General features: G+C 61.7%; 24 protein-coding genes. 12 read left to right on the forward strand and 12 right to left on the reverse strand.

Annotation, left to right across the window (positions count from 1 at the left end):
- Positions 1 to 46: 46 nt before the first annotated feature.
- The 8 genes from fabI to gloB form a co-directional block, all read right to left on the reverse strand.
- Positions 47 to 841, reverse strand: coding sequence for an enoyl-ACP reductase FabI (gene fabI / locus K3819_RS12255; RefSeq protein ID WP_003202751.1), 795 nt, complete (start codon positions 839 to 841; stop codon positions 47 to 49).
- 19 nt (positions 842 to 860) lie between these two features.
- Entirely contained in the window at positions 861 to 2471 is a 1611-nt protein-coding gene (locus K3819_RS12260) for an ABC transporter ATP-binding protein (RefSeq protein ID WP_221399400.1), read from the reverse strand.
- A gap of 1 nt (position 2472) precedes the next feature.
- The gene (locus K3819_RS12265; RefSeq protein ID WP_007956945.1) at positions 2473 to 3492 is read right to left on the reverse strand and encodes an ABC transporter permease; all 1020 of its coding nucleotides are present in this window, start codon (positions 3490 to 3492) and stop codon (positions 2473 to 2475) included.
- 1 nt (position 3493) lies between these two features.
- A complete protein-coding gene (locus tag K3819_RS12270) occupies positions 3494 to 4567 on the reverse strand; it encodes a microcin C ABC transporter permease YejB (protein WP_039770815.1) in 1074 nt (357 codons plus the stop codon).
- Between the two features lie 4 nt (positions 4568 to 4571).
- Positions 4572 to 6413: an extracellular solute-binding protein gene (locus K3819_RS12275; protein ID WP_064595499.1), complete on the reverse strand. Its 1842-nt coding sequence runs from the start codon at positions 6411 to 6413 to the stop codon at positions 4572 to 4574.
- Positions 6410 to 8242, reverse strand: a complete 1833-nt coding sequence (locus K3819_RS12280; protein ID WP_221399401.1) for an extracellular solute-binding protein — start codon at positions 8240 to 8242, stop codon at positions 6410 to 6412. Before K3819_RS12280 ends, K3819_RS12275 begins: the two co-directional genes overlap by 4 nt.
- A gap of 335 nt (positions 8243 to 8577) precedes the next feature.
- Positions 8578 to 10053, reverse strand: coding sequence for a transglycosylase SLT domain-containing protein (locus K3819_RS12285; RefSeq protein ID WP_064595503.1), 1476 nt, complete (start codon positions 10051 to 10053; stop codon positions 8578 to 8580).
- Positions 10054 to 10152: 99 nt separating this feature from the next.
- Positions 10153 to 10920: a hydroxyacylglutathione hydrolase gene (gene gloB / locus K3819_RS12290; protein ID WP_221399402.1), complete on the reverse strand. Its 768-nt coding sequence runs from the start codon at positions 10918 to 10920 to the stop codon at positions 10153 to 10155.
- Positions 10921 to 10985: 65 nt separating this feature from the next.
- On the opposite strand from gloB, the gene K3819_RS12295 reads away from it, so the two are divergent.
- Entirely contained in the window at positions 10986 to 11744 is a 759-nt protein-coding gene (locus K3819_RS12295) for a methyltransferase domain-containing protein (RefSeq protein ID WP_011333614.1), read from the forward strand.
- Positions 11745 to 11836: 92 nt separating this feature from the next.
- Positions 11837 to 12298, forward strand: coding sequence for a ribonuclease HI (rnhA, locus tag K3819_RS12300; protein ID WP_039770807.1), 462 nt, complete (start codon positions 11837 to 11839; stop codon positions 12296 to 12298).
- Here the strand turns inward: rnhA and K3819_RS12305 are convergent, their stop codons facing one another.
- A complete protein-coding gene (locus tag K3819_RS12305) occupies positions 12299 to 12604 on the reverse strand; it encodes a DUF2388 domain-containing protein (RefSeq protein ID WP_221399403.1) in 306 nt (101 codons plus the stop codon).
- A 189-nt stretch (positions 12605 to 12793) separates the two neighbouring features.
- On the opposite strand from K3819_RS12305, the gene dnaQ reads away from it, so the two are divergent.
- The 3 genes from dnaQ to K3819_RS12320 all read left to right on the forward strand — a co-directional run bounded on the left by dnaQ (position 12794) and on the right by K3819_RS12320 (position 16592).
- Positions 12794 to 13552 carry a DNA polymerase III subunit epsilon gene (gene dnaQ, locus K3819_RS12310; RefSeq protein WP_085613071.1) on the forward strand — a complete coding sequence of 253 codons (759 nt, stop codon included), beginning with the start codon at positions 12794 to 12796 and terminating at the stop codon, positions 13550 to 13552.
- Positions 13553 to 13707: 155 nt separating this feature from the next.
- A complete protein-coding gene (locus K3819_RS12315) occupies positions 13708 to 15963 on the forward strand; it encodes an Orn/Lys/Arg decarboxylase N-terminal domain-containing protein (RefSeq protein ID WP_221399404.1) in 2256 nt (751 codons plus the stop codon).
- Between the two features lie 14 nt (positions 15964 to 15977).
- On the forward strand, positions 15978 to 16592 hold the full coding sequence (locus K3819_RS12320) for a GNAT family N-acetyltransferase (RefSeq protein ID WP_085648926.1): 615 nt from the start codon (positions 15978 to 15980) through the stop codon (positions 16590 to 16592).
- Here K3819_RS12320 and K3819_RS12325 read toward each other — a convergent pair.
- Positions 16558 to 17451 (reverse strand): LysR family transcriptional regulator, encoded by an 894-nt coding sequence (locus K3819_RS12325; RefSeq protein WP_085613074.1) that lies wholly within the window; start codon positions 17449 to 17451, stop codon positions 16558 to 16560. The genes K3819_RS12320 and K3819_RS12325 overlap by 35 nt on opposite strands.
- Positions 17452 to 17536: 85 nt before the next feature.
- Positions 17537 to 17773, reverse strand: a complete 237-nt coding sequence (locus K3819_RS12330) for a hypothetical protein (RefSeq protein WP_007956926.1) — start codon at positions 17771 to 17773, stop codon at positions 17537 to 17539.
- A gap of 185 nt (positions 17774 to 17958) precedes the next feature.
- On the opposite strand from K3819_RS12330, the gene K3819_RS12335 reads away from it, so the two are divergent.
- Positions 17959 to 18516 (forward strand): NADPH-dependent FMN reductase, encoded by a 558-nt coding sequence (locus tag K3819_RS12335; protein WP_007956924.1) that lies wholly within the window; start codon positions 17959 to 17961, stop codon positions 18514 to 18516.
- A gap of 170 nt (positions 18517 to 18686) precedes the next feature.
- Positions 18687 to 19970, forward strand: a complete 1284-nt coding sequence (locus K3819_RS12340) for an arsenic transporter (RefSeq protein WP_221399405.1) — start codon at positions 18687 to 18689, stop codon at positions 19968 to 19970.
- Between the two features lie 74 nt (positions 19971 to 20044).
- Here the strand turns inward: K3819_RS12340 and K3819_RS12345 are convergent, their stop codons facing one another.
- The gene (locus K3819_RS12345; protein WP_221399406.1) at positions 20045 to 20995 is read right to left on the reverse strand and encodes a DUF1853 family protein; all 951 of its coding nucleotides are present in this window, start codon (positions 20993 to 20995) and stop codon (positions 20045 to 20047) included.
- Between the two features lie 115 nt (positions 20996 to 21110).
- Here K3819_RS12345 and K3819_RS12350 point away from each other — a divergent pair, with 115 nt between their 5' ends.
- Genes K3819_RS12350 through K3819_RS12370 form a run of 5 tightly spaced genes read left to right on the forward strand, consistent with a single transcriptional unit; the run spans position 21111 to position 24956 of the window.
- Entirely contained in the window at positions 21111 to 22001 is an 891-nt protein-coding gene (locus K3819_RS12350; protein WP_011333623.1) for an NAD(+) kinase, read from the forward strand.
- Entirely contained in the window at positions 21998 to 22972 is a 975-nt protein-coding gene (locus K3819_RS12355) for a metallophosphoesterase (protein ID WP_172829526.1), read from the forward strand. Before K3819_RS12350 ends, K3819_RS12355 begins: the two co-directional genes overlap by 4 nt.
- Entirely contained in the window at positions 22969 to 23838 is an 870-nt protein-coding gene (locus K3819_RS12360; protein ID WP_221399407.1) for a rhomboid family intramembrane serine protease, read from the forward strand. Before K3819_RS12355 ends, K3819_RS12360 begins: the two co-directional genes overlap by 4 nt.
- 30 nt (positions 23839 to 23868) lie before the next feature.
- Entirely contained in the window at positions 23869 to 24129 is a 261-nt protein-coding gene (locus K3819_RS12365) for a YeaC family protein (protein WP_011333626.1), read from the forward strand.
- Positions 24126 to 24956 carry a DUF2797 domain-containing protein gene (locus K3819_RS12370; RefSeq protein WP_039770790.1) on the forward strand — a complete coding sequence of 277 codons (831 nt, stop codon included), beginning with the start codon at positions 24126 to 24128 and terminating at the stop codon, positions 24954 to 24956. Before K3819_RS12365 ends, K3819_RS12370 begins: the two co-directional genes overlap by 4 nt.
- The last annotated feature ends 4 nt before the right edge of the window (positions 24957 to 24960 follow it).

The raw sequence follows: 24960 nt of genomic DNA on the forward strand, positions 1-24960 counted from the left end.
AAAAAACCCGCCAGAACTGGCGGGTTTTTTAGCGGCTAGCCGAAGATTACTCTTCGATGTTGCCCATGGCGGTGGTGTTGAAACCGCCGTCCACGTACATGATTTCACCGCTGATGCCCGACGCCAGGTCGGAGCACAGGAAGGCGCCGGCGTTGCCGACTTCTTCGATGGTGACGTTGCGGCGCAGCGGAGTTTGCGCTTCGTTGGCGGCCAGCATCTTGCGGAAGTTCTTGATGCCGGAAGCCGCCAGGGTGCGTATCGGGCCGGCCGATACGCAGTTGACGCGGGTGCCGTCCGGGCCCAGGGAGCCGGCGAGGTAACGCACGCCGGCTTCCAGCGACGCCTTGGCCATGCCCATCACGTTGTAGTTCGGCATGGTGCGCTCGGCGCCCAGGTAGGACAGGGTCAGCAGGCTGCCGTTGCGGCCTTTCATCATTTCGCGACCGGCTTTGGCCAGGGCCACGAAGCTGTAGGCGCTGATGTCGTGAGCGATGCGGAAGCCTTCACGGGTGGTGGCTTCGGTGAAGTCGCCGTCCAGTTGGTCGCCCGGGGCGAAGCCGACGGAGTGCACGATGCAGTCCAGGCCGTCCCACTTCTTGCTCAGTTCTTCGAAGACCTTGGCGATTTCTTCATCGCTGGCCACGTCGCACGGGAAGCACAGCTCAGGGCTCGAACCCCAGCCCTGTGCGAACTCTTCTACGCGACCTTTCAGTTTGTCGTTCTGATAAGTGAAGGCAAGCTCAGCGCCCTCGCGATGCATGGCGGCAGCGATGCCGGATGCGATGGACAGCTTGCTGGCGACACCGACGATCAGTACGCGCTTACCGGCGAGAAAACCCATGTGTTGCTCCTCTTTCAGGTTATTGCGCAGTGGCTGGTGCCAGGAAAGCGGCCTCCAGCAACTGCTGTGTATACGGATGTTGGGGGGCGGCAAAGATACTTTGCGCGTCTCCCTGTTCGACCACTTGGCCATGCTTGACCACCATCAGCTGGTGGCTCAGCGCTTTCACAACAGCCAGGTCATGGCTGATGAACAAATACGTCAGGTTGTACTTGGCTTGCAGTGAACGCAACAGCTCCACCACTTGCCGCTGCACCGTCCGGTCGAGGGCCGAGGTCGGCTCGTCCAGCAGGATCAGCGCCGGTTTGAGCACCAGGGCCCGGGCAATGGCGATACGCTGCCGCTGCCCACCGGAAAATTCGTGGGGGTAGCGGTGCCGGGTTTCCGGATCCAGACCTACCTCCTTCAATGCCGCAATAATCGCCGCTTCCTGCTCGGCGGCGGTGCCCATCCTGTGGATCCGCAGGCCTTCGCCAACGATGTCATTCACGCACATCCGCGGGCTCAGGCTGCCGAACGGGTCCTGAAACACCACCTGCATCTCCCGGCGCAGCGGCCGGACCTCGCTCTGCGTCAGGCAGTCTAGCTGCTTGCCCTCAAAACGGATCCCGCCCTGGCTGCCGATCAACCGCAGGATCGCCAGACCCAGGGTGGATTTGCCGGAACCGCTTTCCCCCACGATTCCCAGGGTCTGACCCTGAGGCAGGCTGAAATTGATGCCGTCCACTGCCTTGACGTGATCCACCGTGCGCTTGAGCAGGCCTTTCTTGATCGGGAACCAGACTTTCAGATCCTCGACTTCAAGCAGCGGCGCCCCGATTTTATTGCTCGCCGGGCCTCCGCTGGGCTCCGCGCCAAGCAGTTCCCGAGTGTACGGATGCTGCGGCGAACGGAACAGCTCTGCGCACGATGCCTGTTCGACGATGCAACCGCGCTGCATGACACATACACGATGCGCAATTCTTCGCACGAGGTTCAAATCGTGACTGATCAGTAACAGCGCCATGCCCAATCGGGCCTGCAATTCTTTGAGCAGGTCGAGGATTTTCAGCTGAACGGTCACGTCCAGCGCAGTGGTCGGTTCGTCGGCAATCAGCAGTTCCGGCTCGTTGGCCAGGGCCATCGCAATCATCACCCGCTGGCGCTGGCCGCCGGACAATTCGTGGGGCAGGGCCTTGAGGCGCTTGTGCGGCTCGGGGATGCCGACCATCTCCAGCAGCTCCAGCGTGCGCTTGGTCGCGACCTTGCCGGTCAGGCCCTTGTGGATGCCCAGCACCTCGTTGATCTGCTTCTCGATCGAGTGCAGCGGGTTGAGCGAGGTCATCGGCTCCTGAAAGATCATCGCGATCCGGTTGCCACGAATGTGACGGATGGTCTTTTCGCTCAGCTCCAGCAGGTTCTGCCCGGAATAGGTGATGCTGCCGGCCGGATGCCGCGCCAGCGGGTAGGGCAGCAGGCGCAGGATCGAGTGCGCCGTCACCGACTTGCCCGAGCCGCTTTCGCCGACCAGCGCCAGGGTTTCGCCGCGCTTGATATCGAAACTCACGCCTTCGACCACCCGTTGCACGCGATCACCGATGCCGAATTCGACGGCCAGGTCGCGGATTTCGATCAGATTGTCCTGATTCATGTCACTTCCTCGGGTCGAAGGCATCGCGAGCGGACTCGCCGATGAACACCAGCAAACTCAACATCAGCGCCAATACCGCAAACGCGCTCATGCCCAGCCACGGCGCCTGCAGGTTGGATTTGCCCTGGGCCACCAGTTCACCCAGCGACGGACTGCCGGCGGGCAAGCCGAAACCGAGGAAGTCCAGGGCGGTGAGGGTGCCGATGGCGCCGGTCAGGATGAACGGCATGAAGGTCATGGTCGAAACCATCGCGTTGGGCAGGATGTGGCGGAACATGATCGCGCCGTTCTGCATGCCCAGCGCCCGGGCTGCGCGCACGTATTCGAGGTTACGCCCGCGCAGGAACTCGGCGCGCACCACGTCCACCAGGCTCATCCACGAGAACAGCAGCATGATCCCCAGCAGCCACCAGAAGTTCGGCTGGACGAAACTGGCAAGAATGATCAGCAGGTACAGCACCGGCAACCCCGACCAGATCTCCAGGAAACGTTGGCCGGCCAGATCGACCCAGCCGCCATAGAAGCCCTGCAAGGCGCCGGCGATCACGCCGATGATCGAGCTGAGCACGGTCAGCGTCAGGGCGAACAGCACCGACACCCGGAAGCCGTAGATGACCCGCGCCAGTACATCGCGGCCCTGATCGTCGGTGCCCAGCAGGTTGTCCGCCGACGGCGGTGCGGGGGCCGGGACTTTCAGGTCGTAGTTGATGCTCTGGTAACTGAACGGAATCGGCGCCCACAGCACCCACGCATCCTTGGCCTTGAGCAGTTCGCGGATGTACGGGCTCTTGTAGTTGGCTTCCAGCGGGAATTCGCCGCCGAAGGTGGTTTCCGGGTAGCGCTTGATCGCCGGGAAGTACCAGTTGTTGTCGTAGTGCACCACCAGCGGCTTGTCGTTGGCGATCAGCTCGGCACCGAGGCTCAGGCCGAACAGGATCAGAAACAGCCACAACGACCACCAGCCACGCTTGTTGGCCTTGAACAGTTCGAAGCGCCGGCGGTTGAGAGGGGACAGGTTCATCTCAATGCTCCCGGCTGGCAAAGTCGATGCGCGGATCGACCAGGGTGTAAGTGAGGTCGCCGATCAGTTTCACCACCAGCCCCAGCAGGGTGAAGATGAACAGGGTGCCGAACACCACCGGGTAATCGCGGTTGATCGCCGCTTCGAAACTCATCAGGCCGAGGCCGTCGAGGGAGAAGATCACTTCCACCAGCAACGAGCCGGTGAAGAATATGCCGATGAATGCCGAGGGGAAACCGGCGATCACCAGCAGCATCGCATTGCGGAACACATGGCCGTAGAGCACGCGGTGGCGGGTCAGGCCCTTGGCCTTGGCGGTGACCACGTACTGCTTGTTGATTTCGTCGAGGAAGCTGTTTTTGGTCAACAGGGTCATGGTCGCGAAGTTGCCGATCACCAGCGCCGTCACCGGCAGCGCCAGGTGCCAGAAATAATCGAGGATCTTGCCGCCCAGGCTCAGCTCGTCGAAGTTGTTCGAGGTCAGGCCGCGTAAAGGAAACCAGTCCAGATAACTGCCGCCAGCAAACACCACGATCAGCAAAATCGCAAACAGGAACGCCGGAATCGCATAGCCGACGATGATCGCCGAACTGGTCCAGACGTCGAAATGGCTGCCGTGCCGCGTGGCCTTGGCGATCCCCAGCGGGATCGACACCAGGTACATGATCAGCGTGCTCCACAGCCCGAGGGAGATCGACACCGGCATCTTTTCCTTGATCAGGTCGATGACCTTGGCATCGCGAAAGAAACTGTCGCCGAAATCCAGCCGGGCGTAGTTCTTGACCATGATCCACAGACGTTCCGGGGCCGACTTGTCGAACCCGTACATCTTCTCGATTTCCTTGATCAGCGCCGGGTCCAGGCCCTGCGCACCACGATAGGAGGAGCCGGCCACCGACACTTCGGCACCGCCGCCGGCGATGCGGCTGGTGGCGCCTTCGAAACCTTCGAGCTTGGCGATCATCTGCTCCACCGGCCCGCCGGGCGCGGCCTGGATGATCACGAAGTTGATCAGCAAAATGCCGAACAGGGTCGGGATGATCAGCAGCAGTCGCCGAAAAATGTACGCCAGCATCTGATTACTCCGTGCCCACAGGGTCGGCTTGCAGTTGGGTTTCGACTTCTACCGCAGGTTTCGCATCGGGTTTGACCCACCAGGTGTTAATGCCGATGTCGTACTTGGGGGAGACTTTCGGGTGGCCGATGTGGTTCCAGTACGCCACGCGCCAGGTCTTGATGTGCCAGTTGGGGATCACGTAGTAGCCCCATTGCAGCACACGGTCCAGAGCGCGGGCGTGGGCCACCAGGCTTTTGCGCGAATCGGCGTTTATCAGGTTTTCCACCAGATGGTCGACCACCGGGTCCTTGAGGCCCATTGAATTGCGGCTGCTGGACTTGTCGGCGGCGGCGCTCATCCAGAACTCGCGCTGTTCGTTACCCGGCGAGTTGGACTGCGGGAAGCTGCCGACGATCATGTCGAAATCCCGCGAACGCACGCGATTGACGTATTGCGAGACGTCGACGCGGCGAATCACCAGATCGATGCCCAGATCGCTGAGGTTGCGCTTGAACGGCAACAACACACGCTCGAATTCGGTTTGCGCCAGCAGGAATTCGATGGCTACCGGTTTGCCAGTGGCGTCGACCATTTTGTCGTCGACGATTTTCCAGCCGGCCTCTTGCAGCAGCTGATACGCCTCGCGCTGTTGCGTGCGGATCATGCCGCTGGCGTCGGTTTTCGGATTCTCGAAGGCTTCGCTGAACACCTGCGCCGGCAGCTGGCTGCGGAACGGATCGAGGATTGCCACCTGTTCTGCATCCGGCAGGCCGGTGGCGGCCATTTCCGAGTTTTCAAAGTAGCTGCGGGTGCGCGCATAAGCGCCGTTGAACAATTGCTTGTTGGTCCATTCGAAGTCGAACAGCAGGCCGAGGGCCTGGCGTACCCGCACGTCCTGAAACACCGGACGGCGCAGATTGAAGACGAAGCCCTGCATGCCGGTCGGGTTGCTGTTGGCAATCTGTTCCTTGATCAGCCGCCCTTCGGTCACTGCTGGCACGTTGTAGGCATTGGCCCAGTTTTTCGCGGCCATTTCCAGCCAGTAATCGAACTGCCCGGCTTTCAACGCTTCCAGTGCGACGGTGTTGTCGCGGTAATAGTCGGTAGTCATTACGTCGAAGTTGTAGAAACCGCGATTGACCGGCAAATCCTTGCCCCAGTAGTCCTTGACCCGCTCGTAACGCACCGAACGCCCGGCCTTCACTTGGGTGACCTTGTACGGGCCGCTGCCAAGAGGAATTTCCAGGTTGCCCTTGTTGAAATCGCGCTCGGCCCACCAATGTTTGGGCAGCACCGGCAACTGGCCGAGGATCAGCGGCAGTTCGCGGTTGTTGGTGTGCTTGAACTTGAACAGCACCTTGAGCGGATCTTCGGCGATTACCTCCTCAACGTCGGCGTAGTAACCGCGATACATCGGCGCGCCTTCCTTGGTCAGGGTCTGGAAGCTGAACACCACGTCGTCGGCGCGTACCGGGTGGCCGTCGTGAAACTTCGCTTCGGGACGCAGGTAGAAGCGCACCCAGCTGTTGTCCGGGGCCTTTTCGATCTTGCTGGCGATCAGGCCGTATTCGGTGAATGGCTCGTCCAGGCCCTGTTTGGCCAGGGTGTCGTAGATCAGCCCGATATCGTCCGCCGGCACGCCTTTGCTGATGAAAGGATTGAGGCTGTCGAAGCCGCCGAAGCCGGCCTGGCGGAAGATTCCGCCCTTGGGTGCGTCGGGGTTCACGTAATCGAAGTGTTTGAAGTCGGCGGGGTATTTCGGCGGCTCGTTGTACAGGGTCACGGCGTGTTGCGGGGCGGCACAAGCCAGCCCGGCGAACAGCAGACCGCTGGCCTGCACAAGCAGGGCGCGGATAGGCTTCATCGATCTTTCTCCGAAGATTTCAGCCACCACGCGCTCAGGCCCAGGGTGTAGGGCGGCGTGGTGACGAAGGCGAACCGGTTGCGGTACGCCAGACGGTGATAATTGAGGTACCAGTTGGGAATGCTGTAGTGCTGCCAGAGCAGCACGCGGTCCAGCGCCTTGCCGGCGGCGACTTGTTCGTCGCGGGTTTGCGCGGCGAGCAAGTGTTCAAGCAGATGATCGACCACCGGATTGGCGATGCCCGCGTAATTCTTGCTGCCCTTGACGTTTACCTGGCTGGAGTGGAAGTACTGCCATTGTTCCAGGCCCGGGCTTAAGGTCTGGCCTAGCGTCATCGAGATCATGTCGAAATCAAATTGATCGAGGCGCTGTTTGTACTGCGCGCGATCGACGGTGCGCAGGCGCGCCTCGATGCCGATACTGTTGAGGTTCTCGATGTACGGCTGATAGAGACGCTCCAGGCTGGGATTGACCAGCATTAGCTCGAAGCGCAGCGGCTGGCCGGCGGCGTTCTGCAGGCGCTGGCCGTTGAGCTTCCAGCCGGCGTCAGCCAGCAACGCCAGGGCTTTACGCATGGTTTCCCGGGGGATGCCGCGCCCGTCGGTCTGCGGCAGCGTGAACGGTTCGGTGAACAGACGCGCCGGCAGTTGATCCTTGTACGGCTTGAGCATCAGCCATTCATGGCCGACCGGCATGCCGACGGCGCTGAACTCGCTGTTGGGGTAGTAGCTGGTGGTGCGCTTGTAGGCCTCGCTGAACAAGGCGCGGTTGGTCCACTCGAAGTCGAACATCAGGCCGAGGGCTTCGCGGGTCTTGACGTCAGCGAAGGTCGCGCGCCGGGTGTTCATGAACAGACCCTGGCTCTGGGTCGGGATCTGGTGCGGGATCTGCGCCTTGATCACGTCGCCACGGCGCACGGCCGGGAAGTTGTAGCCATTGGCCCAGTTCTTCGCCTGATGCTCGATATAGATGTCGAACTCGCCGGCCTTGAACGCTTCGAAGGCCACATCGCTGTCGCGGTAGAACTCGACTTCCATGCGATCGAAGTTGTATTTGCCGCGATTGACTGGCAGGTCCTTGCCCCAGTAGTCCTTGACCCGCTCGAAAATCAACTGCCGGCCCGGTGTGACCGAGGTGATGCGGTACGGCCCGCTGCCCAGTGGGGGCTCGAAGGTGGTGGCCTTGAAGTCGCGGCCCTTCCAGTAATGCTGGGGCAGCACCGGCAATTCGCCCAGACGCAGGATCAGCAACGGATTGCCGCTGCGCTTAAGCACAAACCGGATGCGCTGCGGGTTGAGGATGTCGACGCGCAGCACTTCCTGAAGGGCGGTGCGGTACAGGGGATGACCCTCCTTGAGCAGCAAGCGGTAGGAGAACGCCACATCGTAAGCGGTGATCGGCGTGCCGTCGTGGAAGCGCGCTTGCGGGCGCAGGTTGAACACCACCCAGCTGCGATCTTCGCTGTACTCCACCGACTGGGCGATCAAACCGTAACTGGACGCCGGTTCGTCACCGGACGGCGCGTATTGCCCGGTGCCGACCATCAGCGGCTCGTTCAACTCGTTGATGCCGTATTGCAGGAAATTCGCCGTGGTGACCGGGCTGGTGCCCTTGAACGTGTAGGGGTTGAGCGTATCGAAGGTGCCAAACGCCATCACCCGCAACGTACCGCCCTTGGGCGCTTGCGGGTTGACCCAGTCGAAGTGGGTAAATCTGGCCGGGTACTTGAGCGTGCCGAACTGCGCATAACCGTGGCTTTCGGTGATCGTCGCGCTGACGGGGGAGCTCAAGGCCAGGCTGATCAGGAGCAGGAGGAGGGGACGCTTCAAGTCAGATCCGATCCAGGCGGCTTGGGCTTTGTGGGCCGTACAGTAACAGCTTGTATGGACAGGAAAAAGACAGAGGTTAATGTGGGGTTAATCGGCAAGGCCAAGAGCCCCTCACCCTAGCCCTCTCCCGGAGGGAGAGGGAACTGACGGCGATGTCTTGCGTGATACATCGACCTGAAAAACCGAGTCGATTATGGATTCAAAGCAAGTCGTTCAAGTCGGCGTAGATCTCCAATATCCCCGGATCGGTCCCCTCTCCCTCCGGGAGAGGGCTAGGGTGAGGGAAGGCTTTTGATCCAGGCGAAAAAAAGCCCCTGAAATTCAGGGGCTCCTGGTCAGTGCGGCTGGTAGACCGTGAGCATCTGCCCAGGCTTGAGCGCCTTGCCGGCGCCCGGGTTCCAGCGCTTGAGGTGCTGCATCTCGACGTTGAAACGCTTGGCTACCACGTACAGCGTGTCGCCGCGTTTAACCTTGTACTGGGTCTGTTTACCGTCGTCCTTTTCTCTGGTCTTGCTGCTGGTCTTGCTGTTGGCCGCGATGACCGTGTTGATGCGCCCTCCACTGCTGCGCGCCGGCGTGCGCTTGCTGGTGTCCTGCATGACCAGGGTCTGGCCGACCTTGAGGTTCTTGCCGGTGAGCTTGTTCCAGCGTTGCAGGTCCTTGACCTCGACCTTGTTGGCCTTGGCGATGGAGCCGAGGTTGTCGCCACGCTTGACCCGATAGGCACGCTTGGCCTGGGCGATCTCGCTCGGATCGGCGCCTTCGAACACCGGTTTAAGCGAGCGCGGGCTGATCAGTTCGTCAGGGCGCATGGTCTGCAGGCTGGCGGTCAGCAGCTGCGCCTTCGAGGTCGGCACCAGCAGGTGCTGCGGGCCGTCGATGGTGGTGCGCTGCTTGAAGGCGGGGTTGAGCTGGAACAGCTCGTCTTCGTCGATGTTGGCCACCGCCGCGACCTTGGACAGGTCCATGCGCTGATTGATTTCGACGACCTGGAAATACGGTTCGTTGGCGATCGGGTTGAGGTTCACGCCATAGGCTTCAGGCGTCAGGACCACTTGCGAGAGCGCCAGCAGTTTCGGCACGTAGGCTTGGGTTTCCGCTGGCAGCGGCAGGTTCCAGTAGTCGGTCGGCAGGCCCAGCTTTTCGTTGCGCTCGATGGCGCGGCTGACCGTGCCTTCGCCGGCGTTGTACGCGGCCAGTGCCAGCAACCAGTCACCGTTGAACATGTCGTGCAGGCGGGTCAGGTAGTCCATCGCTGCCGTGGTCGAGGCAGTAATGTCGCGACGGCCATCGTAGAAACGGGTCTGACGCAGGTTGAAATAGCGCCCGGTGGACGGGATGAACTGCCAGAGGCCCACCGCGTCGGCCCGGGAATAGGCCATCGGGTTGTAGGCGCTTTCGATGACCGGCAGCAGCGCCAGTTCCAGCGGCATGTTGCGTTCTTCGAGGCGCTCGACGATGTAATGAATGTAGAGGCTGCCGCGTTCGCCGGCGTTCTCGAGGAAGGAAGGGTTACTGGCGAACCACAGGCGCTGTTGCTCGATGCGCGGGTTCACGCCCAGACCTTCCTGCAGCTGGAAGCCGCCGCGCATGCGTTCCCAGATGTCCTGAGGCACCTGCGGGCTGGGCTTTTCCGACAACCAGATGGGCTTCTGCTTGGCTCGCGCAGCAATGTTCGGCGTATGTGTCGCTTCAGTCTGCGGAGCATGGCTGGAACAGCCCGCCAGTGTGGCGGACACAGCCACCGCGATGGCCTGCGCCAGGCGGGTCAATGCATCTGAATTGACGGACTTACGTATGGATGACGACATTGGCTGGAAGTAAGTTCCGGGCAAAAATGTCGGGCGATTCTAGAAAGCGCACCCCCTGCGGTCAACCATTCAGAATTTTTGTACCAGGCAGGGAGCCACTTAGAACGTATCTTTCCATGCCCGCAGAGCCGCAAAAACCTCACTCGGCGCCCGGTTTTGAGGGCCGTTCCGTTCGTCCACTTTTTGTGTAACCAATATTTCACCGGTGCGCAAAAACGGGTTTGTGAGCTTTTCCAGCGCAAGGGTCGAGGGCAGCGTCATCACGCCATTCGCACGTTGCTGGCTGACTTTTTCCAGACGGGCGGCGATGTCCCGGTTGCCCGGCTCCACGGCGGCGGCGAATTTCAGGTTGCTCAGGGTGTACTCGTGGGTGCAGTAGACCAGGGTGTCTTCCGGCAGCGCCGCCAGACGGCTCAACGACTGGTACATCTGTTGCGGCGTGCCTTCGAACAAACGGCCGCAGCCGGCAGCGAACAGGGTGTCGCCACAGAACAGCAGGCCATGATGGTAGTAGGCGATGTGTCCCAGGGTGTGGCCGGGCACGGCATGGACGTCGAAGTCCCAGCCGAGTACGCGCACCGTGTCGTTGTCCTTGAGGGCCACGTCGCGCCCCGGAATACTTTCGCTGGCCGGTCCGTAGACCGTGGCACCGGTGGCCTTTTTCAGCGTCTCGACGCCGCCGACATGGTCGTGGTGATGGTGAGTGATGAGGATGTCGCCGAGCACCCAGCCCGGATGCGCGTCGAGCCACGCCTGCACGGGGGCGGCATCCCCCGGATCGACCACCGCGCAACGCTGGGTGGCATGATCCTGTAACAACCAGATGTAGTTGTCGGTGAAGGCGGGCAGGGCACTGATCTGTATCATCGTCGAATTCGCCAAGCGGGTAACATTGGCGCATCTTAGAGGTTCCTGGCGTGTTGGAGAATGCAATGATCGATAAAGCGTTCGCTCAGGCCGATCCTGACTGGCTCGCGCTGATCGGTGCAGCCCGTGAATGGCTGTCCGGCCCCCTCGGGCAATTTCTGCTGGACGAAGAACGGCGCATGCTCGAAGACGAGCTGGGCCGGTTCTTCGGTGGCTATCTGGTGCATTACGGCCCGTCCGCCGAAACGCCGCCGTCGGCGCCGCAGGTGCAGCGCAACGTGCGGCTGGGCGCGCCCTTGCCGGGCGTGGAGATCGTCTGCGAAGAACAGGCCTGGCCGTTGAGCGAGCACGCCGCCGATGTGGTGGTGTTGCAGCACGGCCTGGATTTCTGTCTGTCGCCCCACGGTCTTCTGCGCGAAGCGGCCAGCAGCGTGCGCCCCGGCGGGCATCTGTTGATTGTCGGCATCAACCCCTGGAGCACCTGGGGGCTGCGCCACGTGTTCGCCCATGACGCCTTGCATCAGGCGCGCTGTATCTCGCCGTCGCGTGTGGCGGACTGGCTTAACCTGCTGGGCTTCGCGCTGGAGAAACGCCGCTTCGGGTGCTATCGTCCGCCGCTCGCGTCACCCAAGTGGCAGGCCCGTCTGGCCGGCTGGGAACGCAAGGCCGGCGATTGGCAACTGTCGGGCGGCGGCTTCTATTTACTGGTCGCGCGCAAGATCGTGGTCGGCCTGCGTCCGGTGCGTCAGGAACGCCGCGAGCCGATGGGCAAGCTGATTCCGCTGCCGATGGCCAAGGTCAACCGCCGGCGCATCGAACCGTAAACCTTCTTTTATTTATGGCCGGGTATATCCCGGCCTTGGCCATCGTCGATCCGTGATCGGCGAGGCCACGCATTTTTTCTGGATAGACTGGCATGAGCGAAAGCGTCGATAGCGTAGAACTGTTCACTGACGGCGCCTGTAAAGGCAACCCCGGCCCCGGCGGCTGGGGCGCCTTGCTGGTGTGCAAGGGTGTTGAAAAGGAACTGTGGGGCGGCGAAGCCAACACCACCAACAACCGCATGGAGTTGCTCGGCGCGATTCGCGGCCTCGAAGCCCTCAAGCGTCCGTGCGAAGTGCTGCTGGTCACCGACTCGCAATATGTGATGAAAGGCATCAACGAGTGGATGGCCAACTGGAAGAAACGCGGCTGGAAAACCGCTGCCAAGGAGCCAGTCAAAAACGCTGACCTGTGGAAGGAGCTGGATGAGCAGGTCAACCGCCACAAGGTCACCTGGAAATGGGTCCGCGGCCACATCGGCCACCACGGCAACGAACGGGCTGACCAGTTGGCCAACCGTGGGGTGGATGAGGTCCGCGGTTACAAGCAGGATTGATCAAAGCATCAAAATGGCCGTGGCCAGTTGCAGGTCGGTATAGGGCTGACCTGGCAGCAGGCTGCGAATTCGCGTCAGCGCCGCTTCCATCTGTGCGCCACGAATGTCCCCGTCGCTGGCAACGAACGCCGCGGCGTCATCCTTGGCCGCCAACACGATCTTGTCGTCCTTGAACGAACCGCTGGTGCCTTTGCTGGAGCTGAGCGTAAGGCTCATGGTGATGTCGGTGCTGATGACGAAACTGGTAGCCTGCGCTTCGGCCGCCACCAGGCAGCCGCCGAGCATTAAAACGTATGCAGTCTTCATGACGCGCTCAAATCCGCTGGAAACAAGCCGCGCACGCTAACAAGGCGGTTTGCCGCCGACTTTATGAACATTGCTAATGATTGTTAAAAACTGCATGAGCGCCGGTCACCTGACGGCGCGCGACGCGTACCGCGAGCGTGTTAACATCGCCGCTTTTGCACGATTGACCCCGTTGAGAGCTGAACACTGATGGCCACCAGATCCGTTGTACTCGATACCGAAACCACCGGCATGCCAGTGACCGACGGCCACCGGATTATCGAAATCGGTTGTGTCGAGCTGATCGGTCGACGTCTGACGGGCCGGCACTTTCACGTTTACCTGCAACCGGATCGCGAGAGTGATGAAGGCGCGATCGCCGTTCACGGCATCACCAACGAATTCCTGGTCGGCAAGCCGCGCTTCGCCGAAGTGGCCGACGAATTTTTCGAGTTCATCAACGGCGCGCAGCTGATCATCCATAACGCGGCGTTCGACGTTGGCTTCATCAACAATGAATTCGCCCTGATGGGCCAGCAGGATCGCGCGGACATCACGCAGCACTGCACGATCCTCGACACCCTGATGATGGCCCGGGAACGTCACCCGGGTCAGCGCAACAGCCTCGATGCCCTGTGCAAACGCTACGGCGTCGACAACTCCGGCCGTGAGCTGCACGGCGCATTGCTCGACTCGGAGATTCTCGCCGACGTCTACCTGACCATGACCGGTGGCCAGACCAGCCTGTCGCTGGCCGGCAACGCCTCCGACGGCAATGGCACGGGCGAGGGCGCGGACAACTCGGCCACCGAAATCCGCCGTCTGCCGGCAGATCGCAAACCGGGGCGGATCATTCGCGCTACCGAAGCCGAGCTGGCCGAACACCAGGTGCGCCTGGAAATCATCGCCAAATCGGCCGGTGCCCCGGCGTTGTGGACTCAACTGCAGGAAGCCGAAGCTCAGGCGTAAGGCAAAAAAGGATCGCCCGAACATCCAGGCCGTGTTCAGGCGATCCTTTGTTTTTGGCAGTACTGACAACTGGCCACCCTCGCCACATCCGCTCCGACCCTCTACCCTGAGGACATTGGCAGATCACTCTCCGCCGCCTCAGGACACTGAGCCTCATGTACAAAGATTTGAAGTTCCCGGTGTTGATCGTCCACCGCGATATCAAGGCCGACACGGTTGCCGGTGAACGCATTCGCGGCATCGCCCGAGAGCTGGAGCTGGAAGGTTTCAGTATCGTTTCGGCTACGGACTACACCGAGGGCCGGCTGGTGGCGTCGACCCACCATGGTCTGGCGTGCATGCTGATCGCCGCCGAAGACGCCAGCACCAACTCCCACCTGTTGCAGAACATGGCCGAACTGATCGGTCTGGCCCGGGTGCGGGCGCCGGATCTGCCGATTTTTGCCCTCGGCGAGCAAGTCACCCTGGAAAACGCCCCGGCCGATGCCATGGCCGAGCTCAATCAGTTGCGCGGCATTCTCTACCTGTTCGAAGACACGGTGCCGTTTCTCGCCCGGCAAGTGGCGCGGGCGGCACGCAAGTACCTGGACGGCCTGCTGCCGCCATTCTTCAAGGCGCTGGTGCAGCACACCGCCGATTCCAATTATTCCTGGCATACCCCGGGCCATGGCGGCGGGGTGGCTTATCACAAGAGTCCGGTGGGGCAGGCGTTTCACCAGTTCTTCGGGGAAAACACCCTGCGCTCGGATCTGTCGGTCTCGGTGCCGGAGCTGGGCTCGTTACTCGACCACACCGGGCCGCTGGCCGAGGCGGAAGCGCGAGCCGCGCGCAATTTCGGCGCCGATCACACCTTTTTCGTGATCAACGGCACCTCGACCGCCAACAAGATCGTCTGGCACTCGATGGTCGGGCGCGATGATCTGGTGCTGGTGGATCGCAACTGCCACAAGTCGGTGTTGCACGCGATCATCATGACTGGCGCGATTCCGCTGTACCTGTGCCCGGAGCGCAACGAGCTGGGCATCATCGGCCCGATTCCGCTCAGTGAATTCAGTCGCGAATCGATCCAGGCCAAGATCGATGCCAGCCCGTTGACCAAGGGCCGCGAACCGAAAGTCAAACTGGCGGTGATCACCAACTCCACCTACGACGGCCTCTGCTACAACGCCGAGCTGATCAAGCAGAGCCTGGGCAACAGTGTCGAAGTCCTGCATTTCGACGAGGCCTGGTACGCCTACGCCGCGTTTCACGAATTTTTCGCCGGTCGTTACGGCATGGCCACCTCGCGCAGCGAGGACAGTCCGCTGGTGTTCACCACCCATTCCACCCATAAACTGCTGGCGGCGTTCAGTCAGGCTTCGATGATTCATGTGCAGGACGGCGGGGCGCGGCAGCTGGATCGCGACCGGTTCAACGAAGCGTTCATGATGCACATCTCGACGTCGCCGCAGTACAGCATCATTGCTTCGCTGGACGTGGCTTCGGCGATGATGGAGGGGCCGGCCGGACGTTCACTGCTGCAGGAAACCTTTGACGAAGCCCTGAGCTTTCGCCGGGCGCTGGCCAATCTGCGCCAGCACATTGCCGCCGACGACTGGTGGTTTTCGATCTGGCAGCCGCCGGGTGTCGAAGGCATCGACCGGGTGCAGACCGAGGACTGGCTGCTGCAACCCGACGCGGACTGGCACGGTTTCGGCGAGGTCAGCGACGACTACGTACTGCTCGACCCGATCAAGGTCACCCTGGTTATGCCGGGGCTGACCGCTGGCGGCGCTTTGAGCGACAAGGGCATCCCGGCGGCAGTGGTCAGCCGTTTCCTCTGGGAGCGCGGACTGGTGGTGGAGAAAACCGGCCTGTACTCATTTCTGGTGCTGTTCTCCATGGGCATCACCAAGGGCAAGTGGAGCACGCTGCTGACCGAACTGCTGGAGTTCAAGCGCAGCTACGACGCCAACGTCAGTCTCGACACCTGCCTGAAGTGTGTCGCCCAGGAAGATCCTGTGCGTTATCGCGGCATGGGCCTGCGCGATCTGTGCGATCAACTCCACGCCTGCTATCGCAGTAACGCCACCGCCAAACACCTCAAGCGCATGTACACCGTGCTGCCGGAAATCGCCATGAAACCGGCCCACGCTTACGATCAATTGGTGCGTGGTGAAGTCGAGGCGGTGCCGATCGATGAACTGGAAGGCCGGGTGGCGGCGGTGATGCTGGTGCCGTACCCGCCGGGCATTCCGCTGATCATGCCTGGCGAACGTTTTACCGAATCCACGCGCTCGATCATTGAATACCTCAGGTTTGCCCGAACCTTCGACGCAACTTTTCCGGGGTTTGTGGTCGATGTGCACGGTCTGCAACACGAAGATGAGGGCAATGGACGGCAATACACCGTCGATTGCGTCAAGGAATGAGGGCTTTTCCGAGTATGCAACCGGTCATGAATCCGAAATACCCAGGGTTGTCGGTGCGAGTCGCCGACGACGGTTTTGCCGCTTACATCTGGGGCAGCGATTTCAGCTTCGAGGTGGCCGCCTACGGCACGGCCGAAATCGGCAAACCCGTGGCGCAATGGGCCGTGACGCCCATCGTGCCGTATCGCAAGTGCTACGGCATCGATCCGGAGGAGTTCAGCAGTTTTCGCGATGCTGCCGACAGCGCGATTTTCATGGCGTACCTGGAGGATGAGCCGGTCGGGCACCTGGTGATCAGTACCAACTGGAACGGCTTCGCTCATATCGATGAACTGGCGGTGCACGCCCCGGCGCGGCGCCATGGGGTGGCCAAGGCCCTGCTCGACGTGGCGCAGTTCTGGAGCCGCAAGAAAAAGCTGCCGGGAATCATGCTGGAAACCCAGAACAACAACCTCGGCGCCTGCCGCCTATATGAGCGTTGCGGGTATGTGATCGGCGGCATCGACCACTTGCGTTATCGCGGCATCGATCCGAACACCGCCGAAGTGGCGTTGTTCTGGTATCGATTGTTCGATAACCCGCTGGAGCATCCGATCAGTTCGCCAGCATCGCCTCGGCTTGTTCCGTGACGATCCCGAGCAGCGTCTGAATCGCCGCTGACGGCGTGGCGTGTTTGAAGGTCAGGGCATAGAGGCTGATCGGCACCGCCGGCGACAACGGGCAGACATCGAGACCGCCCGCCCGCGCACCAATGGCGGTGAACGGGTCGACGATCGCCAGGCCTTCGCCGGCCTCGACCATGCTGCGCATCATCTGGTGGGTCTGCACCCGGGTCTGGATAGTCGGCGCCGGGCGCAGGGCCTGGAGCTTGTTTTCCAGGGCCGGGCTCAGCGGGTCCTGGCCTTCGAGGCCGACCATCGCCTGGCCGGCCAGATCCTGCAGGGAAATGTATTTCTGCTTCGGTTGCAGCCAGCCGTGGGGCGCAAGCAATTGCAACTTGCCCTGAGCCAGCGGCTGGCAATGGATATCGGGGTGTTGTGGATCGTGCAGGCTCAGGCCCAGATCGCTGTCGCGCAGCAGCAGATGTCGGACGATGTCGCGGGTCGGTTCGCTGAGCAGGGTGCAGGGCACGTCGGGCAGGCGCCGACGCAGGGCGGCGAGGCTTTGCGGCAGCAGTTGCTGGGCCAGCGGCGGGGTGCCGATGATCCGCAAGGGTGGGGCGAGATATTGCTTGAGGCTGCTGGCCAGCCGTTGCACCGGTTCCAGCGCTTCATAGATGTGGCCGATCTCGACTTGCAGCGCCCGGGCCTCCGGGGTCGGCTGAAGTCGTCCGCGTACGCTGGCGAACAGCATGAAACCGAGCTGACTCTCGGCTTCGCGCAAACGCTCCTCGACCTCGGGTGCCGCTAGTTGCAGCCATTCGGCGGCGGTGCCCACGTGACCGGTCTGCAAAAGCGCCTGAATCACTTCGATATGACGTAAACGCATGCGTGAAGTCCATGTCCGGCCGTTGGGGTCAGTGGCTGAATCCTACCCCAACTCGGCGCGGATGACTTCTGCTCATAACGATCGGTTATGAAGCGACCGATGGCTCGGGTTCGCGGATCAGGGTGATGCCCGATTGAACCAGCAAAAACTCGTTGTCGTCGATCTTGTTGACGCGGTCGCCAATCGCCAGCTTGTAGGTGGTAACGGGCTCCGTGCCGGTGAAGCCGTCTGCCGACGGGTTGGATTCCTGGAACTCATGCACGGAATAAACGCGGCCTTCCGCATCTCTTGCATGGAACTGACCGACGAGTACTGCTGCCATCTGCTTAGAACCTCTGGAGATAAAACGCTTGATTTGCGGCTTGGTAGACCGTCATCGAGCTTGGTAAGTTTTCCTACAGGAAAAAAATATTCCAGACGCGGGAAATAACCTTCGGCGTCTGGTGGAATCGTCATCGGATCATCTATAACTACTGGCTCCTCCCACGGACAGTCGAGAGTCTTCCAATGAGCAATGTCTATAACGTCGCAGTAGTGGTCGGCAGCCTGCGCAAGGCGTCCATCAACCGCAAGGTCGCCCTGGCGCTGGCGGAACTGGCACCGGCCAATCTCAAGCTGAACATTGTCGAAATTGGCGATCTGCCACTCTACAACGAAGACATCGACGGCGATTCACCGCCGGCAGCCTACAGCACTTTCCGGCAAAAAGTGGGTTCATCCGACGCTCTGCTGTTTGTCACCCCGGAGTACAACCGCTCGGTGCCGGCGCCTTTGAAGAACGCGATCGACGTCGGTTCGCGGCCCTATGGCAAGAGTGTCTGGAGCGGCAAGCCGGGGGCGGTGATCAGCGTTTCGCCAGGTGCCATCGGCGGTTTTGGCGCCAACCAGCATCTGCGTCAGTCCTTTGTTTTCCTCAACGTGCCTTGCATGCAGCAGCCGGAAGCCTACCTGGGCGGCGCGGGCACGGCGTTCGATGAAGCGGGCAAGCTTAACGAGTCGGTGAAGCCGTTTCTGCAAAGCTTCATCAATGCGTTTGGTGAGTGGGTGGCGCAGCACAAGAAGTGATTCGCTGAATTTTCTGACAAGATATTGCCCCTGTGGGAGCGAGCCTGCTCGCGATCTCGGTGTATCAGCTGGCACATCAGTTGAATGACACACCGCCATCGCGAGCAGGCTCGCTCCCACAGGTTTTGTGGTGTGGCTCAATTTTTCCCTTTTATTGAAGGCTGTCGCGAATGCTCGCTGCGTCACTGATTTTCCTGCTGACCATTACCCTGGTGATCTGGCAACCCAAAGGCCTCGGGGTCGGCTGGAGTGCAACGTTCGGCGCCATCATCGCGCTGATTTTCGGCGTGGTGCACCTGAGCGACATCCCGTTGGTGTGGCAAATCATCTGGAACGCCACCGGCACGTTCGTGGCGCTGATCATCATCAGTCTGCTGCTCGATGAAGCCGGTTTTTTCGCTTGGGCGGCCTTGCACGTGGCGCGCTGGGGGCGGGGCAGCGGGCGCAAGCTGTTTGCCTTTATGGTGCTGCTCGGCGCGCTGGTGTCGGCGCTGTTCGCCAATGACGGTGCGGCGCTGATCCTCACGCCTATCGTGATTTCCATGCTGCTGGCCCTGCGTTTTTCCCCGGCGACGACTTTGGCGTTCGTCATGGGCGCGGGGTTCATTGCCGACACCGCGAGCCTGCCGCTGGTGGTGTCGAACCTGGTGAATATCGTCTCGGCCGATTTCTTTCACATCGGATTCAACCGGTATGCGGCGGTGATGGTGCCGGTCAACTTTGTCAGCGTCGCTGCCACGCTGGGCATGTTGCTGTGGTTCTTCCGCCGCGACATTCCCAAGGCCTACGACCCGGAACAGCTTGAACACCCGCAAACCGCCATCCACGACAAAGCCACGTTCTACGCCGGTTGGGCGGTGCTGGTGATTCTGCTGATCGGCTGTTTCGCGCTGGAGCCGCTGGGCATTCCGATCAGTGCGATCTCGGCGGTGTGCGCGGCGCTGTTGCTGGCGATTGCCGCGCGCGGGCACAAGATCTCCACGCGCAAGGTGATGAAAGAGGCGCCGTGGCAGATCGTGATTTTCTCGCTGGGCATGTATTTGGTGGTCTACGGGCTGCGCAATGCCGGGCTCACCGATTATCTGGCCGGGTGGCTCAATGTATTCGGCGATTACGGTGTATGGGGAGCGGCGATGGGCACCGGGGTGCTGACGGCCTTGTTGTCCTCGATCATGAACAACCTGCCGACGGTGCTGGTCGGTCTGCTGTCGATCGATGCCAGCCAGGCCAGCGGTGTGGTGAAGGAGGCGATGATCTACGCCAACGTGATCGGCAGCGACCTGGGGCCGAAAATCACCCCGATCGGCAGTCTGGCGACCTTGCTCTGGCTGCATGTGCTGGAGCGCAAGAACATCAAGATCGGCTGGGGGTATTACTTCAAGGTCGGGATCGTGCTGACGGTGCCGGTTCTGTTGGTGACCTTGGCGGCACTCGCCGTGAGACTTTCCATTTAGACCGAGTCGGCTCAATCGCTGCGGTGCGACGACTCGACTTGCCAGCGAAGGGGCCGGATCAGACGGCACAGAAATCAGGATTGGCCCGGCACATTCGGCCACAGGTCCGACACCAGAAACAGCCGCTCGGCTTCTTCCCACTCGCCCCGGGCATTTTCGGTCAGGCGCACCATCAGTTGCGCCGGGGCCAGCGGTTCGAGTTCATCGAGCCAGGCCTGCAAGTGCCCGTTGCTCCAGGTCTGCTCCGCCGGGTAGTGCGCCGGCGCCAGCCAGGCGTGGCGGGGCAGGGGTTGCCAGCGTCCGGCCGGGCGCTGGGCGACAAACGCCGGCCAGTCTTTCTGATGCAGCCAACTGCCACGCAAATGCTGAGGATGGGCGCCGCTGGGTGGCACCGACTGGCCGGGCCACGGATACAGCAAGTATCCGCCCAGCCACAGTTGCGCACTGAACGACCCGACATCCAGCGCCGCCAGCACTTCGCGGCTTTCCGGGCGCGCGGAGATCGGCAGCTGATGTTCGCTCAAATGCGCCAGTTTGCGATCCAGTCGATCATGACAGCCCGGCCCCAGCCACGACGCCGGATCATGCCCGTCGCCGTTCTGTGGGCCGAGGTAGAGCTTGATCGCCAGTTCCAGGTGATGCACGCCGTCGCGGTCGCGCAGCAGCATGTCCAGCTCGCCGAGGGTGTGACCGTCGCGGCGGATCGGCAGGTTGGCGGCGATCAGCTCAATGCCCGGCGCGTGTTCCACCGCAAATTGCCACAACCGCTCGTAATACAGGCCCAGGCGCCGGGTACGGGCCTGGGACAGCCAGTGCAGCAGGCCGTAACTGTCGCGATCAAGCTGGCGCAACCAGTGTTCCAGCCGCTCGGGGTCGCTGACCCAGTCGCTGCCCGCCAGCGGATGGCGCTGCGGCCACGGGGTGGCGGCGAGCATCGGCGGGGCGAGGATCACCCACGCCAGATCACGCACCTCGGGGTGGCGTAACTGGTGGGGCAACTGCAGCAAATCGGGAAATAGGATCATCTTGCGAGCATAGCCTCAAACACCGGTGCAGCCTCGGGGCTGAAAGGATTTTGTCTATCCGGCGCTTTCGCCCATAATCGTGCTTTTCGCCGTCTCAGTCCCCCGCAGGAGTCCCATGGAGCAATTTCGTAATATCGGCATCATCGGTCGCCTGGGCAGCTCCCAGGTGCTGGATACCGTCCGCCGACTGAAACGCTTCCTGCTCGATCGTCACCTGCATGTGATTCTCGAAGACACCATCGCCGAAGTCCTGCCGGGCCATGGCCTGCAAACTTCGTCACGCAAGATGCTCGGCGAAGTCTGCGACATGGTGATCGTGGTCGGCGGTGACGGCAGCCTGCTCGGCGCGGCGCGGGCACTGGCCAAACACAATATTCCGGTACTCGGGATCAACCGTGGCAGCCTCGGCTTTCTCACCGATATTCGCCCCGACGAGCTGGAAATCAAGGTCGCCGAAGTGCTCGACGGCCATTATCTGGTGGAAAACCGCTTCCTGCTGCAGGCCGAAGTCCGTCGTCACGCCGAGGCCATCGGCCAGGGCGATGCGCTGAACGACGTGGTGCTGCACCCGGGCAAATCGACGCGGATGATCGAGTTCGAACTGTACATCGACGGCCAGTTCGTCTGCAGCCAGAAGGCCGACGGCCTGATCGTCGCCACTCCGACCGGTTCCACCGCGTACGCACTGTCCGCCGGTGGCCCGATCATGCATCCCAAGCTTGACGCTATTGTGATTGTGCCGATGTACCCCCATACCTTGTCGGGCAGACCGATCGTGGTCGATGGCAACAGTGAGCTGAAAATCGTCGTGTCCAAAGATATGCAGATCTACCCGCAGGTCTCCTGCGACGGGCAGAACCACTTCACCTGCGCGCCGGGCGACACCATCACCGTCAGCAAGAAAGCGCAGAAGCTGCGGCTGATCCATCCGCTCGACCACAACTACTACGAAGTCTGCCGGACCAAGCTCGGCTGGGGCAGCAAGTTGGGTGGTGGAGGCGACTGATGCTCGATCCCGCGCGCAGTTATGACCTGATTGGTGACGTGCACGGATGCGCCCTGACCCTGGAACACCTGCTGGACCGTCTCGGTTACCACAAGCAGGGCGGAGTCTGGCGGCATCCGTCGCGCATGGCCGTGTTTGTCGGCGACATCATCGACCGCGGCCCGCGGATTCGCGAGGCGCTGCACATCGTCCACGATATGGTCGAGGCCGGTCAGGCGTTGTGCATCATGGGCAACCACGAATTCAACGCGCTCGGCTGGAGCACTCCGGCACCACCGGGCAGCGGCAAGCAGTTCGTCCGTGAACACACCCCGCGCCATGCCCGCCTGCTGCATGAAACCCTGACCCAGTTCGAAAACCATCCGGGCGACTGGCACGATTTCCAGCAATGGTTCTACCAACTGCCGCTGTTCGTCGACGCCGGACGTTTCCGCGTGGTGCATGCCTGTTGGGATGCCGGCCTGATCGAGCCGCTGCGCGCGCTGTTCCCCGATGGCTGCATCGATGAACACTTCCTCCAGGCATCGGCCGTACCGGGCAGTTTCGCCTGCACCGTGTTCGATCGCCTGCTGCGCGGCACCGACATGCGCCTGCCGGATGGCCTGACCATGACCAGCGGCGATGGCCTGGTGCGTTCGTTCTTCCGCACCAAGTTCTGGGAAGACGACCCGCAGACCTACGGCGACATCGTGTTCCAGCCAGATGCGCTGCCGGAGCCGGTGGCGCAGAAGCCGCTGACTTCCAGCGAAAAGAATTCCCTGCTGCGCTACGGCGTCGATGAGCCGTTGCTGTTCGTCGGTCATTACTGGCGCAGCGGCAAACCGGCGCCGATCCGGCCGAACCTCGCGTGCCTGGATTACAGCGCGGTGCTCTACGGCAAACTGGTGGCCTATCGTCTGGATCAGGAAACCCGCCTCGATCCGCATAAATTTGTCTGGGTCGACGTCGAGCGGCCGGAGGTGCTGCGATGAGTGCCATAGCGGTCTTGCGTGTGCCGTTGGCGGCGGACCTGAGTGGGTTCGTCAAACTGCTGCAACGCATGCAAGTGCCCCATCGTGTCAGCGAAGAGGCGGGCGAGCAGGTGTTGTGGGTGCCCTCGGAAATCAGCGACGACGTGCGCTCGCTGTACGAGCGTTTCCCGGCGGGCGACCCGGATCAGCAGCTGGAAATTCCGTCGGCGCCGACGCTCAAGCGCCCGAGCTTCGCCGAGCAACTGAAACATGCCAAAGCCACCGGGTTCATCCTGCTGCTGAGCCTGATCGTCGGCGGGTTGACCTTCCTTGGCGATAACCTCGACACCATGCGTTGGCTGACCTTCCTCGATTTTCGCGTGGTCGGCGACTACATCCACTTCACACCACTGGCCGACAGCCTGGCAGCGGGGCAGTGGTGGCGCCTGTTTACGCCGATGCTGATCCACTTCGGCATCCTGCACCTGGCCATGAACGGCATGTGGTACTGGGAGCTGGGGCGGCGCATCGAGTCGCGCCAGGGCAGCGTCAACCTGATCGGTCTGACGCTGCTGTTCGGCCTGGTTTCCAACTATGCGCAGTTCGCATGGGGCGGCCCGAGCCTGTTCGGCGGCCTGTCCGGCGTACTTTACGGATTGCTCGGTCACTGCTGGATCTTCCAGTTGCTGGCGCCGAACCCGGCCTATCGCCTGCCGCGCGGCGTGCTGGCAATGATGCTGGTGTGGTTGCTGGTGTGCATGTCCGGGCTGATCTCGATGATCGGTTTCGGCGAAATCGCCAACGCTGCCCACGTCAGCGGGTTACTCATCGGATGCTTAACCGGTTTGTTGGGCGGTTTGTACAACCGCCGTAAACTGGCCGCCTGAATTTTTTGAATAAAGAGCACGGAGACCCTGATGTCCTCTTTTAACGATTTGATCAAGAACATCACCCCGGACATCTACCAGAGCCTGAAACTGGCGGTAGAGATCGGCAAATGGTCCGACGGCGGCAAACTCACCGCCGAGCAGCGCGAGCTGTCGTTGCAGGCAATGATCGCCTGGGAAATGCAGAACCTGCCCGAGGAAGAGCGCACCGGTTACATGGGCCCGCAGGAATGCGCGTCGAAGTCGATCGAAGTGCCGAACATCCTGTTCAAGTCGGACGCCCTCCATTGATCGAGATCGGCCGCGGTGCAATCAGCAAAATGTCGGCGCGCCTGGACGGGCCGAACGTGCAGTACGCGTTTCGTCTGGATGACGTCGAGGTGCCGGTCAACCCGTTGATCGGCAGCACGGTGCGTCTGGAATACCTGGGGGCGATTCACTGCACCCATTGCGGGCGCAGGACCAAGACCAGTTTCAGTCAAGGCTACTGCTACCCGTGCATGACCAAACTCGCCCAGTGCGACATTTGCATCATGAGCCCGGAGCGCTGCCACTTCGAGGCCGGCACCTGCCGTGAGCCGGAGTGGGGCGAGAAGTTCTGCATGACCGACCACATCGTCTACCTGGCCAATTCGTCGGGGATCAAGGTCGGCATCACTCGCGCCACCCAGTTGCCGACCCGCTGGCTCGACCAGGGCGCCAGTCAGGCGCTGCCGATCATGCGCGTTTCGACGCGGCAGCAGTCGGGCTTCGTCGAAGACCTGTTCCGCAGCCAGGTGGCGGACAAGACCAACTGGCGCGCCTTGCTCAAGGGCGACGCGGCGGCGGTGGATCTGGCGCAGGTGCGCGATCAACTGTTCGAAAGCTGCGCCCCGGGTCTGCAAGGTTTGCAGGAGCGATTCGGTCTCCAGGCGATTCAGACCATCGCCGATGTCGAGCCGCTGGAAATCCGCTACCCGGTCGAGCAGTACCCGGCCAAGATCGTCAGCTTCAACCTGGACAAGAACCCGATTGCCGAAGGCACGCTGCTGGGGATCAAGGGCCAGTACCTGATCTTCGACACCGGCGTGATCAACATTCGTAAATACACGGCCTACCAGCTCGCCGTGCATCAATAAGGAC

The sequence above is a fragment of the Pseudomonas sp. 3-2 genome (assembly GCF_019710535.1).
In the GTDB taxonomy this organism is placed as follows: domain Bacteria; phylum Pseudomonadota; class Gammaproteobacteria; order Pseudomonadales; family Pseudomonadaceae; genus Aquipseudomonas; species Aquipseudomonas pharyngis.

What these genes read in the sequence shown, in the direction of transcription:
- dnaQ (WP_085613071.1), top strand. Translation starts at nt 12,794, where the DNA reads ATGGCCACCAGATCCGTTGTACTCGATACCGAAACCACCGGCATGCCA.
- K3819_RS12350 (WP_011333623.1), top strand. Translation starts at nt 21,111, where the DNA reads ATGGAGCAATTTCGTAATATCGGCATCATCGGTCGCCTGGGCAGCTCC.
- K3819_RS12265 (WP_007956945.1), bottom strand. Translation starts at nt 3,492, where the DNA reads ATGAACCTGTCCCCTCTCAACCGCCGGCGCTTCGAACTGTTCAAGGCC.
- K3819_RS12315 (WP_221399404.1), top strand. Translation starts at nt 13,708, where the DNA reads ATGTACAAAGATTTGAAGTTCCCGGTGTTGATCGTCCACCGCGATATC.
- K3819_RS12340 (WP_221399405.1), top strand. Translation starts at nt 18,687, where the DNA reads ATGCTCGCTGCGTCACTGATTTTCCTGCTGACCATTACCCTGGTGATC.
- K3819_RS12345 (WP_221399406.1), bottom strand. Translation starts at nt 20,995, where the DNA reads ATGATCCTATTTCCCGATTTGCTGCAGTTGCCCCACCAGTTACGCCAC.
- K3819_RS12335 (WP_007956924.1), top strand. Translation starts at nt 17,959, where the DNA reads ATGAGCAATGTCTATAACGTCGCAGTAGTGGTCGGCAGCCTGCGCAAG.
- K3819_RS12325 (WP_085613074.1), bottom strand. Translation starts at nt 17,451, where the DNA reads ATGCGTTTACGTCATATCGAAGTGATTCAGGCGCTTTTGCAGACCGGT.
- K3819_RS12360 (WP_221399407.1), top strand. Translation starts at nt 22,969, where the DNA reads ATGAGTGCCATAGCGGTCTTGCGTGTGCCGTTGGCGGCGGACCTGAGT.
- K3819_RS12320 (WP_085648926.1), top strand. Translation starts at nt 15,978, where the DNA reads ATGCAACCGGTCATGAATCCGAAATACCCAGGGTTGTCGGTGCGAGTC.
- K3819_RS12305 (WP_221399403.1), bottom strand. Translation starts at nt 12,604, where the DNA reads ATGAAGACTGCATACGTTTTAATGCTCGGCGGCTGCCTGGTGGCGGCC.
- K3819_RS12285 (WP_064595503.1), bottom strand. Translation starts at nt 10,053, where the DNA reads ATGTCGTCATCCATACGTAAGTCCGTCAATTCAGATGCATTGACCCGC.
- K3819_RS12275 (WP_064595499.1), bottom strand. Translation starts at nt 6,413, where the DNA reads ATGAAGCCTATCCGCGCCCTGCTTGTGCAGGCCAGCGGTCTGCTGTTC.
- K3819_RS12260 (WP_221399400.1), bottom strand. Translation starts at nt 2,471, where the DNA reads ATGAATCAGGACAATCTGATCGAAATCCGCGACCTGGCCGTCGAATTC.
- K3819_RS12270 (WP_039770815.1), bottom strand. Translation starts at nt 4,567, where the DNA reads ATGCTGGCGTACATTTTTCGGCGACTGCTGCTGATCATCCCGACCCTG.
- K3819_RS12330 (WP_007956926.1), bottom strand. Translation starts at nt 17,773, where the DNA reads ATGGCAGCAGTACTCGTCGGTCAGTTCCATGCAAGAGATGCGGAAGGC.
- fabI (WP_003202751.1), bottom strand. Translation starts at nt 841, where the DNA reads ATGGGTTTTCTCGCCGGTAAGCGCGTACTGATCGTCGGTGTCGCCAGC.
- rnhA (WP_039770807.1), top strand. Translation starts at nt 11,837, where the DNA reads ATGAGCGAAAGCGTCGATAGCGTAGAACTGTTCACTGACGGCGCCTGT.
- gloB (WP_221399402.1), bottom strand. Translation starts at nt 10,920, where the DNA reads ATGATACAGATCAGTGCCCTGCCCGCCTTCACCGACAACTACATCTGG.
- K3819_RS12295 (WP_011333614.1), top strand. Translation starts at nt 10,986, where the DNA reads ATGATCGATAAAGCGTTCGCTCAGGCCGATCCTGACTGGCTCGCGCTG.
- K3819_RS12365 (WP_011333626.1), top strand. Translation starts at nt 23,869, where the DNA reads ATGTCCTCTTTTAACGATTTGATCAAGAACATCACCCCGGACATCTAC.